This window comes from Fluviispira vulneris, from assembly GCF_014281055.1.
Lineage (GTDB): Bacteria > Bdellovibrionota_B > Oligoflexia > Silvanigrellales > Silvanigrellaceae > Silvanigrella > Silvanigrella vulneris.
In genome coordinates, this window is the sequence record NZ_JACRSE010000005.1 from 361241 (window position 1) to 373464 (window position 12224).

Genomic DNA, 12224 nt, shown 5'->3' on the forward strand with positions numbered 1-12224 from the left:
ATTTTCTGAGTGAAAAAGTGTCCACTTGAAGTGGGGGGTGTGATTACAATATTGTCTATTTATTAGCACTCGCATAAATTTTTAATCCTCGACGCCATACAAACTCACTTAGAAAATAAATGGGTATTAACGACATAAAAGATAAAATATGTAAGTATGGGTCAGGCTTTTGTAAAATAATTTCCGCAGGAACATTTGCGACTAAAAAAATGGGAATCAACCAAGAAAAAATAAAATTCAATATCTTCGGATAGATGAATTTTGGTCTATTGCCAAAATCAATTAACAGTGAGAAGCAATCTCTCAGTTCATCAATTTTACCCAGCCAAAAAGCAAGTGACATAAGAAAATATAAGGCTCTATATAAAAATAATTGAGAAAATAAAATTGCCATTGCATAATTTAAAATTAAAAAAACATCAATTTTAATTTGTAATTTAAAAGTATAATAAATAACGATGCCAATTCCTAATAAAGCACTTAATAAACTGCCAATATCAATTTCACCTAATAATATTTGTAATCTTGGACTGATTGGCTGGGTTAAAAGTTGATCGAGTTGTCCTTCTAAGATAAACTTAGGAAGTCGAGAAATACCATGAAAAATAAGCCCAACATACAATGAATTCACAATGAGATAGCTTCCTGTAAGAATCATCATATGATCCAGCGTCCAGCCATTTAACTCGTTAACATGATTAAAAACTATTATATAAAATGTAACAATCATAGCAGAAGAAATAATATTGATAATTAAACCAGCAAAGAAATCAAACCGATATTGCAATGCAGCCAGAAGATTTAAGCGCATATAAGTTGAAATGAGACGTATATATCTAAAACCGTTAGCTACCAAATGCTTCATATCTTTTTAATCCCTTTTTCATAATCAAAATTGTTAAAACAATGAAAGCAATGATCCAAAATATCATCAAAGCAAATTCTTGAGCAATAGAATGAGCTTTGCCAGTTAATATTGATGCTTGAATATATGCAAAATATCTGAAAGGTGACCATTGAAAAATGTTATGCAATACAGATGGAAAAAACTCATAAGGAAGCCATAAACCTGCCAAAATCCAAAAAATAATTTCTTTTACAACAAACAAAAAATCACTTTTTTCAAACCAAAATGCGAGCAGACCAATCGTAATTTCCATTAAAAAATGTAGACTGACACCACCAAGACAAAAAAAACCTAGAGAAAAGATCTGTAATAAGCTTATTGATCTAAAAAGATGAGTGTTAAGAAATAAGCTACTAAAAATAATTAATAATAGAAAAGGAATAAAAATGGTCGTTGCATAAGCAAGACGATTGCCTAAAAGTTTCAAATATAAGATTAATATCATATTGCTCGGTAAAAGAAGGTATTTGTCTAATTCACCATAGCGAATAGAATCAGACATATTGATATCATCTGGTTGTAATAAAGAATAGAATATTTGCACTCCAATAAGATAACCAAGGAAAGATGGAAAATCATAATTTGCAATTGTAGAATTTTGCGTATAGACAAAGCGCCAAAAATAATAATAAGCTGATAAACTTGCTAAAATTACAAAAAAACGAAGTAGAAAAGTTCCTCGAAAGATTATGCTATTGGCAAAAGAAATCATTATTATTGTTCGCGACATTTTAAGAAAGTTAATTTTGCGCATAATATTCCCTAAGCATATTTTCAAGTTTTACGGGTTTTTCACCTGCATGCTTTTTGTAAATGTCTTCAATTTGTTTATCCAAAACAATAACTCCTTCGTAAATTATAACAAGTCGGCTGCATAAATTTTCAATATCTTCCAAATAATGACTGGTTAGTATTAAGGTTGCTTTGGTTTTTTTGTGATACTCGATAAAAAATTGTCGCAGGTTTTCTCTTGAAATAAAATCCAAACCAATAGTAGGCTCATCACAAAATATAATTTTAGGCGAATGGATAAGAGAACCTATTATTTCCATTTTCATTCGCTCACCTAAAGAAAGTTGTCGAATAGGTTTTTTTAAAAGATTATCAACTTCTAGCATTTCAGATAACTCTGTCACTTTAGTTTTGAATTCTCTCTGATCAATATCATAAATAACTTGATTTATTCTAAAGCTATCTATAGCTGGCACATCCCACCAAAGATTGGCTTTTTGTGTGCCTATAAAGGCAATTTGTCTTAAAAACTCATGATCTCGTTTACTCGGTATGAAATTCATGACTTTGCAATACCCCGAAGTTGGGTGAATTACTCCTGAAAGCATTTTCAAAGTTGTCGTTTTTCCTGCGCCATTGGCACCGATAAATCCAACCATTTCTCCTTCTTTAATAGATAGACTCACTTTTTTTACAGCATCCACTAAAAAATATTTACGATTAAAAATGGATTTAATGGCATTAAAATACCCTTCTTCTCGATGAAATGTTTTAAATTGTTTTGTTAAATTTTTTATTTCAATCATTCTTTTCTCCGAAAAGAAATTTTTTCAATTAATTTAAATCATTGACAGCTTAATAAGCCGACCAATATAAAATGTATACATAGCTTGGCTACCATAGACTTTTTATACTTTGGACTCAAGGATACAATGCTCCAAGCTAAAATAATACTTGCCTAATATACTTTTTTATTATAATTAGGACTCATATTCATTTTAATTTTCTGAGGAAACATGCAAACTAATATTGTTTTAAATGCACATCATCTATCGAAAAAATTTAAAAAGAAAACTGTGATCAATGATCTTTCATTTTCACTTGAAAAAGGAAGTGTAGTTGGATTTTTAGGACCTAATGGGTCTGACAAAACAACCACACTCCGCTTATTAACAGGATTATTAGAGTCAGATAGTGGTAATGTCGAAATTCTAGGTTGTGATCTAAAAAGTATTGCAAATTCTGATTGGAGTATCGGCGCTATTATTGAAAAGCCAGATTTTTACCTCTCAATGACTGATTATGAGAATTTATATAATCTTGCACTTTTAAGTGAAAATTTAAATAAAGGAAATATTTCGCAAAGAATTGTTGAAGTCATAGACATTGTCGGATTGTCAGGAAGCGAAAATAAAAAAGTAAAAAACTATTCTCTAGGTATGAAACAACGACTTGGCATAGCTCAAGCTCTTTTGTCTGACCCAGAAATTCTTATTTTGGATGAACCAACCAATGGCATCGATCCCATAGGTTTAAGAGATTTACGCACCATAATAAAAAAATACTCACAGAATAGTAAAAAAACATTTTTAATTTCAAGCCATATGATAAATGAGCTTGAAGATATTTTTACACATTTAGTAATAATTAATAAAGGTCAACTTGTCTGACAAGGCACAAAAGAATCAGCCTTAATGGTTAATTCAAATATTGAAAATTTTTTTCTTAAAGTTCTAGATCATGCTCAATAGATTATTTAAATCGGAGCTTCACCGTTTCGGTTATTTTTATAGTATTTTTTTACCAGTCATTTTTCTCCCAATTTTTAATTTCTTTATTGCTTACATGTATAAAAGAAACTTCAATCAATCGCTTCTTTCTAAGGAATCGGGTGGCATCTCTTTTGCAAACTACCCCATTCTTTTTTTAACAGAAATTCTTCCACTTATTTTAAATATTTTTATAATAATTTTTTCCTCATATTTTTTTTACAAAGAAAAAGAGGATGGATACATTTCATTTATTCTTTTAAGAAATATTTCAAAAATAAATTTTGTTTTCACAAAGATTATTTTCTTTTATTTATATATTATATTTATAATATCTATTTTATTTGTAACTAGTTATATCTCATCTTTTCTTATTTTTGAAGTAAAACAGACCATAAAAGTTTTTAACTTAAATATTATTCTTTCTTTGAATCAATGGTTTTTATTAAGCTTTAAATATTATATTATTTCTTTCTTAAGCCTCATACCTCTTATGTCTATTTCCATAATCATAAGAACATTTATTGAAAATAACATTCTAGCAAATAGTCTGGCAATATTATTTTTAGTAATAAATATTGCGTATAATTATATTAAAAATATTTATCTCTACATGCAAGGGTTTAAGGATGAGCTTTCTTTTGAAAAATATGATTACATATCCATCACTCAGTTCCAGAACAAAGGAATTATGAAATTCTTGACCACAAATGATATATCTATTATTTTACCTATAACAATTATCTCGTTATTTTTATTTATAATTTCAATTGTCATTTATTCTAAAAGAGGTCTTACATAAAAGTATGAAATTGCTACAAAGCGAATTGTATCTTATATATAAAAGAAAAATATATTTATTTTATAGCTGCATTGTTTTTATTGCAGCAGCTCTCATGTGTGTACTTTACATTCGTTATAATATTATTTATCCAAACAAAAATGATCTAAATCATTTGCATGCATTAAACTTGATGTCCCATTCTATGCTTGAAAATACAATTTTTCACTTTTAATATCATATCTATGTCGATTATACTTATACTTTTTGACAATGAATATATAAATATAAATCTTTTAAGAGGATTCAAAAAATCTAATATCTTTCTTGCCAAGATAATCAGCTATGCAATTATTCTTGCATTGATGTACTTTTTCTTTTACTTATCCAACATAATTCTTGGTTTTCTCTTTTTTTCAATCCCTTCTGCAATCTATGTGCATGGAAAAAGTGAAAGTATCAGCATTTTCTCATTTTTTATTTATAATTTAAAATATATTTTATTGTCGTTCTTAACAATTACATTCTTTTCAATTTTAAGTCTTATTATTTACAATATGACAAAAAATAAATCTATATCTATTCTTTTAACCATAGGTTTGGTAGTTATTCAATTATTCTTTGGCAAATATTCTGTTTCTTATGAGCAATTGCAGATTAAGCATACGATTATTACAAACTCATTATTTATGCAAAAAGTATTCTTTTACACCTTCATTGATATATTATTAATTTTTATGAGTTATATTATATTTAAAAGACTTTCGTTTTAAATATTTTTTAAGTAATTATATTTTCTTGTATCCTTTAAATTCACATACGGGTTTCCAGCCAAGTTTTACATAAAGAGAATATCCATCAGTCGATGCTTGTAAAATAGCTGTGTGATAGCCAAGTGATTTTGCTCTTGCTAAGCGAAAATTTTGCATTGCTGTTCCATAACCTTTCTCACGAAAATCGGGCGAAGTTGTTAAACAGTGCAATCCTGCAACTCGCCCAAAATAGCAAATCAGACCGCAAACGACTGGCTTGTCATTTAAATACCCAACATAATATTCCAGTGGATCTTCGTGAGTGAGAGTATTGGCAATTTCGTTAAAATAAGAATCTAAAAAATCAGAATCATTTCCTAAAATATAAGCAAAATCCTGCAAACCTTTTTCGTCCTGCACTTGACGAATGCTAAAGTTTTCGAGGCTAATATTGACGTTTTTCCAACTAGATAAATCAAAGTACATACCAATATTATTGCTTGAATTTATAAAACCATGCTTTTCAAGATAGCGAGACAATTGCTTTGGTTTATCATTTGGAAAGATCCACCAACAAAATGGAAGATTATTTTTAAAAAAAGATTTTGTGGCTAGTAATATATTTTTATCGGCATGTTCTTCTTCAAAATCTGCTGCAAAAATATAGTTAAACGACTCTTCTGGAAGACTTTTATTCAAAACTGTTGTAAAAAATATTTGCCTTTTTAATTCGAGCAATTGTGAATATTGCTCAAAATGAGTCATATGAACTGTAATATTTGCTTCTATTGCATTTTGTATTTTTTCAATCGTGTTATCTACAACACGAAAATTGGTGTTGGCTGGTAAAAATTTTTGCCTTCTTCCATTCCAAACTTTTGCTTTCCTATCAATCGATTGAATGAAGCTTTCTTTTCCTGTCGTGTAGGCATTGCGGTTGTTATAAAATTTATCCGCAAGAACATATTTTATTTTTGCATATTCTTTAGCATCTTCTTTATGATGAATAAGATAATCTCTAAAATGAATATGTCTATTGATTTGTGCATCACCTCTTTCCCGAATATGCAGGTGATAGGCAATATCTTCATTTTGTTTACGCGAAAAGTAGCTATAATGCGGTATAACATGCGCATGAAATTCTGTATAGTTGAGTAATGCAAGTTTTTCTTTTATATAATCAATGCAATTCAAATCATCAAGTTCAAGCATGATATCAATAACTGGTTTTGCTGGCATACCAGGTATTGCTGTACTCCCAATATGATGAACCTCACAATACTCTCTTGACATTAAACTCTTATTTTCATCCGAAAATAATGAGTCAATTATTTTTTCAGATTCATTGTTAAAAAGTTGTAGCCAATTTTCATCATATGCTTGAATTTTTATCTCACTATAGTTGCCCATTTTCTTCCCCCATTATAATATATTAAATAAATTCAATCTTATTATTCATATTTATTATATTTTAAAAATCTAATTTTAAATTACCCATTCCGAAATATATTTAAGGGTAATTTAAAATTTTTAATCTTCTTTTCTGCTCAGTTATGATGAAAAAGATAATAGCCATTACAGTTAATGCAAGAACAACAAATAAAGAATGTAGAGGCATAATTTCAAACACAGATAGACTTAATAATAGTATTCCAAAAAACTGGCCAATATCAGCAACCAAAGATGTCACAAGAATAATCTGTCTTTTTAAATTTAATTCGCACTTGTTCATTTCATCTCCAATGATATAAATAAGCAGCGGATAAATAAATCCTGACAACAAACCACCTCCAAAACAAATAAAAATTCCTGAAATAAACATGTTATTTGTATAGACAGTTAACCATGGCAGAAGTGCAGTAAAAGTAGTAGATATACAGATAAGTATTATACCTGTCGAATGATTGGATTTGAAGTATTTTAAAATTTTGCTTAAAAACCAATTTCCAAATAAAAATGCTATTGGTTGCAATACAAGAATGAGCTCTAAAGATTTTAATTGCTCCAGAGAAGATGTGAGTGATCTGACATGAAATGGGAATGCAATAATTAATACTTTAAATGCAGTCAGACTTAAGAGATAAAGAATGAGGACCAATAAGAGTTTTGGCATGCGCAAGAAGAATTTAAAACCAGCCGTCAGCGATTCCTTCGCTGACTTATCTGAACTTGTCTTTATCTTCTCTTTTTCTTTGTGAGCTAAAAAATAAATCACATAAGCGACAATAAAAAGAAGCATGGGACTTAATAACAAGATTGCTGAGAATAGAACCAATTCCTCCATTCCCCCTGTTATCATACCAAATCTTGCCCCAAACCATCCGCCTAGAATAGTCCCGACGGATATTAAAATTTGGCTCCAAGACGATCGTGTTGCTAAATCCTGTACAGAAAGCTTCTGCGCTTTAAATTCTATGAGCCATATTTTGCTGAGAGGTCTTAGAAAAGCAAGAGCTCCTCCCTGCAAAAACCTTATGATTGCAATATTTGTTGGCTCAATTATTAAAAGTGAAGCAAATGAAAGTAAACTCACAATGACAATTGAAATGATAAGCGAGCTTTTAATATTTAAATGACTCAAAACTTTCGCAGCTAAAAAAGTCATCACCAATGAACCAGTAAAAAACCAAGCAAAGTTCATACTGATATCATTCATATTTGCTTTACGCGCCTGCATAAGCCAAGGTAACGCTACTATCATAAGCTGAATGGAGTAGCGGCTCAAAAATGAAGGCAAATAGAGCAAGATAAATTCTAGAAATTGAGCTAAACAATCTCTTCCAAATATTTTTTTCATTCTCTTTTCCTAAAGTGATCTTAATATTGATAAAAATTTTAATATTTTGCACAAAAGATTATGCAGAAAAGATAAATATAAAATTTAATCTTACGACTTAAATTTATTTAAAAAGAATGTCAAATTTTAAGGAATTATTTAATTTTATCCATAACCATAGTTTAAATACTAAAACAAACTTTTCTTAAATAAGACCAGTTTTTCTTATATAATATTCTTCATACACCTTTCCTATATACTTATTTACTCTTAATGTGTGCGCGAATGGAGTTTCTGCATAATTTATAAAAATATTGGATCTTTTATCGAGAAGAAAATCAGGCAAAATACTCACTGCAGTATCACTAATATCGAGATCCATAAGTTTGGTTAAATTATAGAATGAATCAGGAATATCGCTAATCCTATTGTGACTTAAATCGAGAATACGCAATTTCGTAAGAGTTGTTAATGATTCAGGAATTGATGATATTTCTCCATGCTGAAAACCAAAAAAGCCAAAGCAACTGCTTTTCATTGTTCTTCTCGATTTCCCGTTTAAATAAAGCTCTTCTAAATTTATTAATTGAGAAATATTTCCTGGAATCCATTTAAGCTTATTTTGATTTAAAACAAGTACTTTTAAATTTGTTAATTGAAAAAAGGAATCTGGAATTTCTGTAATATCATTGTTACTTAAATCAAGTGTTTGTAGATGTGTTAGATTTGCAAAAGAATCAGGTATCACACTAATTTTGTTATCTTGCAATAAAAGATCTCTTAAATTTTTAAAGTAACTTAAATATGTAATATCTTCAATTTTATTATGATTAAGATTGAGTACATTTACAGATTGGATATCAATATCATTCGATCTAAAATACTCTTCTATATTTTTTATTTTTTTATTTGATAAATCAAGAACTTCTATCCTTTTTAAGCAACGTTGCTCTTGTATTTCAGAATAGGGATCACATGTATCATTGGAAAAAGAAACTGAGTGGAAAAAACTAATTGATAGAGTGGAAAAAAAAATAATTTTAGATTTTATTTTTTTGAAAAACATTAAAATTACCCCATATAACAGTTATAACATTAAATTACCACTAAAAATGATCTATAAAATGAATCATTTTAGTTACTTTAATTACTGAATCAGTTAATTAACATTGTCAAATATATTTTATTAAAAAATTATAATCTGATATTCGAATTGATATTTGTTTATTTATTATAAAAATATTAATTTTATTTATAAAAAAAAATTCTTTATTTAAAAATATCATATTGCTTTTATTTTATAAAAATAATATAAGAACACTTGGCTCAGAAATGATATAATTTCAACATTATAAAGCAAAAGAGATCTTTCTCATGATACTGATAACATGCAATAATATTAAGCATTCTATAAATTCAAATCCCCTTTTAAAAAACATTTCACTCTCTCTTCATGACACTGAAAAAACAGCACTTGTAGGACATAATGGCTGCGGGAAATCTACTCTTCTAAGATTGATTTCAAATATATATGCCCCCGATAAAGGAGAAATCACTTGGCGACGTAACACACGTCTAGGTGTTATTGAACAATTCGTTGCCGAAAGTATTCTTGAACTCAATGTACTTGAAGCTGTTAAAGAAAATGCCTCATCCAATCTGCTTGAATCTGAATGGGAAATCTGCCTTTTATTGAATAATCTTGGTTTTAAAGAGGACTCACTTAATACAAAAGTAAAATCCCTAAGCGGTGGTTGGAAAAATCGCTTGCTGCTCGCAAGAGCTCTTGCCGCAGAACCCGATTTTCTCTTGCTTGATGAACCAACCAACCATATGGATGTTGCAACTTTGCTCTTTTTTGAAGATTTTATCCGTGAATTATCTATTCCATATTTAATTGTTAGCCATGATCGAGAGTTTCTTGACTCATGTACAACACGCACACTTTTTTTACGGGATGGCAAAATCTTTGATTTTCCTTATGCTTATTCACAAGCACGCCGAGCATTATTCGAAATGGATGAAGCTGATAAAGCACGGCGGAAAAGTGAATTGAAGGAAATTGATCGTATCACCACCAGTGCGAAACAATTGGCGACCTGGGGCAAAGTTTATAGCAATGAAAAATTCTCACGCAGAGCAGAAAGTATGTTTAAACGCATAGAAAAAATGAGAGGAAATATAACTGAAATTGCAAGCGAGGATAAGCGAAAATTAATAATTGAAACCAGTGAGTCTCGCGCAAAATTTGCTGTTACGTTTGAGAATACGAATATAGGTTTTATAAAAAATAGTGAAGAAAGGAAACTTTTTTCCATTGAAAAATTATCCATTGCCAGGGGCGATCGAGTTGTTTTATTGGGCAAGAATGGTTGTGGAAAAAGTGTTTTTTTAAATAAACTTGCGGAACACTATAATATGAACCTTACAACCAATGGGATCCGTTTTAACCCCCAGTCGAATCTTGGTTATTATGATCAAATGCTCGGTGGAATATCGCAAACAAAATCTCTTTTTCATATTCTAAGAGAAATTTCGAGTGGCTCCGATCTCAATGTGAAACAAAATTTAATCGCTGCGGGTTTCCCCATCGATGATCATCATAAATCAAGTCTAGAACTCAGCGGTGGACAAAGAGCGCGGTTGCAGATTTTGCTCATTTCTACTCTGAAACCAAATATTCTTCTTCTCGATGAACCCACTAATCACATAGATATTGCTGGCTGCGAGGCTTTGGAACAAGAACTTCTGTCAAGAAATATAACTGTATTTTTCTCATCCCATGACAGACGCTTTATTGCCAACGTAGCAAATCGTTTTTTATTTATTCACAATGGAAATATGTTTGAGATAAATAATCCCGATGAATATTATGCAATGGAGCTTGCTGAAGAGGAGAAGAAGTTTGTGGTTTAAAATTTTAATTATCACAAAATTCATTTGGCTATTAAAATTTTTTCATAAGTGGAAATTTCGAACACGAACATTTTTCTTGAATTCTGCAAATATTTTTTCTTCTAAACTGTCAGGCTTTGGCATAAACTGAGTCCCATCTCTTTGAGGAAAAAATAGAATTATTTTATAAAAACTTTTAATAAAGCGAGAGACTTTTTCTTCCAAAATATTAACTGGGTCATTATCATCATCAATATTTATTTTTATGATCGGATAATCATTTCTATTAGAATAAACTTGCAAACTTGCCGATTGCCTACCTCTGATATCTGCTTTTGTAGAGTCTCCCATTTTAAGAGCATGAAGTAATTTTAAATAGAGATTTTTTTCATTTGAATTTTCAAAAGCTTCCTTCATGATTTCTAAAGTATCAAGTGTTTCTAAGGTATTTCCGCATACTATAAAGTTTTTACCGATAATATGTCCCTTAACTCCATTACCTAGATTTTCTCCTGTAAACTGCTGAGCCATCTCCGAAAGCAAAATATTCACCAATACATGGAATAGCAGAACATGTGGCTATGCCAAATTCTTTATTTTCTTGGTCGTACCCCTAGGATTGAGAATGTCATATTAGCTCCTGTTTTTTGTTTATTTTAGCTCTATGAAGAAGAAATATTAATTACAATTCATAATCCATTGGTTTTGTCTCAAAGTGAGTTCTTTAACCAGCCTTATCTTTTTTCTTTAATTCTTCAATTTTTTCTAGAAGCATCACTCTTGCTAATGTCTGGTAGCCAAGCCCCTTCTCTTTTCCTAGGGAAATAAGAGTTTTTATAAGATCTTCAGGTAATACTATACTGATTCTTTTTCCGATTGCTTTTCTTCCTTTTTTAGGAGGAATCCATGCAGCGTCTTTTAATAGCTCATCTGTGATTTCTAGATTTTCAAGCTCTTCATCTAAGTTGTAGTTTTTTTGCTTTTTCATATGCCCTCTTTTCATTGTCTCTCATGCGCCTACATGAAATTGGCCTTACTTTTTCAGTTCTAATTGTGCAAATCAGAGTAAATCAGAGTAAATCCTCTTCCATCTAAAATGATACCTAATAAAATGTATCTATTTTCTCCAAAGTTGACACCGTCTGGTTCAACGATTCTACCTAAGAAAACCATTTCATTTTGAATGATAGTTTCAATTTGCTCAGGAGTTACGCCATGTTTTGAAGTCTTTTGTGAATTGCCCTCATCCCAATCAAACTCTCCATTCCAAACATTCGTAAGCCAAGTTTCAACTTCTTTATCTGAAGCAATTTGCATCGAAAAGAACCTCCTTTTTCACAGAATCAATATAGCATATATTTTATATATATACAATATATATAAAATAATGAATTTATTAGTAATATTAAATGTTTAAAAACATGATTTATCTTTGATTTTTAATGCAAATACGCTGTCCATTAAGAATGTTCAACGCATCGTTTTTTTGATTTAGAAAATCCAATGGATTTGACAATTTCATCTGTTAATTTATTCAATGAATTTCTCCCAGCTTGAACAATATCATCTATTTTTTCATTTATTCTAAAAGACAAATGATTTCTCTTGAAAT

At 29.8% G+C, this 12224-nt stretch carries 13 protein-coding genes; 3 read left to right on the forward strand and 10 right to left on the reverse strand.

The window, feature by feature from the left end; translation table 11 throughout:
- Positions 1-55: 55 nt before the first annotated feature.
- Genes H7355_RS13125 through H7355_RS13135 form a run of 3 tightly spaced genes read right to left on the reverse strand, consistent with a single transcriptional unit; the run spans position 56 to position 2445 of the window.
- Positions 56-865 carry an ABC transporter permease gene (locus H7355_RS13125; RefSeq protein WP_186648378.1) on the reverse strand — a complete coding sequence of 270 codons (810 nt, stop codon included), beginning with the start codon at positions 863-865 and terminating at the stop codon, positions 56-58.
- The gene (locus H7355_RS13130; RefSeq protein WP_186648380.1) at positions 846-1661 is read right to left on the reverse strand and encodes an ABC transporter permease; all 816 of its coding nucleotides are present in this window, start codon (positions 1659-1661) and stop codon (positions 846-848) included. Before H7355_RS13130 ends, H7355_RS13125 begins: the two co-directional genes overlap by 20 nt.
- Positions 1648-2445, reverse strand: coding sequence for an ABC transporter ATP-binding protein (locus H7355_RS13135; protein ID WP_186648388.1), 798 nt, complete (start codon positions 2443-2445; stop codon positions 1648-1650). Before H7355_RS13135 ends, H7355_RS13130 begins: the two co-directional genes overlap by 14 nt.
- A gap of 210 nt (positions 2446-2655) precedes the next feature.
- Between H7355_RS13135 and H7355_RS13140 the strand changes: the two genes are divergently transcribed.
- Both H7355_RS13140 and H7355_RS13145 read left to right on the forward strand, forming a co-directional pair.
- Complete coding sequence (locus tag H7355_RS13140) at positions 2656-3309, forward strand: ATP-binding cassette domain-containing protein (protein WP_222435722.1); 654 nt, start codon at positions 2656-2658, stop codon at positions 3307-3309.
- A gap of 905 nt (positions 3310-4214) precedes the next feature.
- Positions 4215-4424, forward strand: a complete 210-nt coding sequence (locus H7355_RS13145) for a hypothetical protein (protein ID WP_186648390.1) — start codon at positions 4215-4217, stop codon at positions 4422-4424.
- A gap of 553 nt (positions 4425-4977) precedes the next feature.
- Here the strand turns inward: H7355_RS13145 and H7355_RS13150 are convergent.
- From H7355_RS13150 to H7355_RS13160, 3 genes are all read right to left on the reverse strand, one after another.
- Positions 4978-6351, reverse strand: coding sequence for a GNAT family N-acetyltransferase (locus H7355_RS13150; protein ID WP_186648392.1), 1374 nt, complete (start codon positions 6349-6351; stop codon positions 4978-4980).
- 100 nt (positions 6352-6451) lie between these two features.
- Positions 6452-7738 (reverse strand): MFS transporter, encoded by a 1287-nt coding sequence (locus H7355_RS13155; RefSeq protein WP_186648394.1) that lies wholly within the window; start codon positions 7736-7738, stop codon positions 6452-6454.
- Between the two features lie 184 nt (positions 7739-7922).
- Positions 7923-8783, reverse strand: a complete 861-nt coding sequence (locus H7355_RS13160; RefSeq protein ID WP_186648396.1) for a leucine-rich repeat domain-containing protein — start codon at positions 8781-8783, stop codon at positions 7923-7925.
- Positions 8784-9091: 308 nt separating this feature from the next.
- Between H7355_RS13160 and H7355_RS13165 the strand changes: the two genes are divergently transcribed.
- Entirely contained in the window at positions 9092-10633 is a 1542-nt protein-coding gene (locus H7355_RS13165; RefSeq protein WP_186648400.1) for an ABC-F family ATP-binding cassette domain-containing protein, read from the forward strand.
- Positions 10634-10675: 42 nt separating this feature from the next.
- Here H7355_RS13165 and H7355_RS13170 read toward each other — a convergent pair whose 3' ends face one another.
- The 4 genes from H7355_RS13170 to H7355_RS16075 form a co-directional block, all read right to left on the reverse strand.
- Complete coding sequence (locus H7355_RS13170) at positions 10676-11155, reverse strand: DUF1028 domain-containing protein (protein ID WP_186648408.1); 480 nt, start codon at positions 11153-11155, stop codon at positions 10676-10678.
- A 181-nt stretch (positions 11156-11336) separates the two neighbouring features.
- Positions 11337-11600 (reverse strand): hypothetical protein, encoded by a 264-nt coding sequence (locus tag H7355_RS13175; RefSeq protein ID WP_130611978.1) that lies wholly within the window; start codon positions 11598-11600, stop codon positions 11337-11339.
- Positions 11601-11659: 59 nt separating this feature from the next.
- Positions 11660-11929, reverse strand: coding sequence for a BrnT family toxin (locus H7355_RS13180; RefSeq protein WP_186648416.1), 270 nt, complete (start codon positions 11927-11929; stop codon positions 11660-11662).
- Positions 11930-12072: 143 nt separating this feature from the next.
- Complete coding sequence (locus H7355_RS16075; protein WP_286190849.1) at positions 12073-12207, reverse strand: hypothetical protein; 135 nt, start codon at positions 12205-12207, stop codon at positions 12073-12075.
- Positions 12208-12224 lie beyond the last annotated feature (17 nt).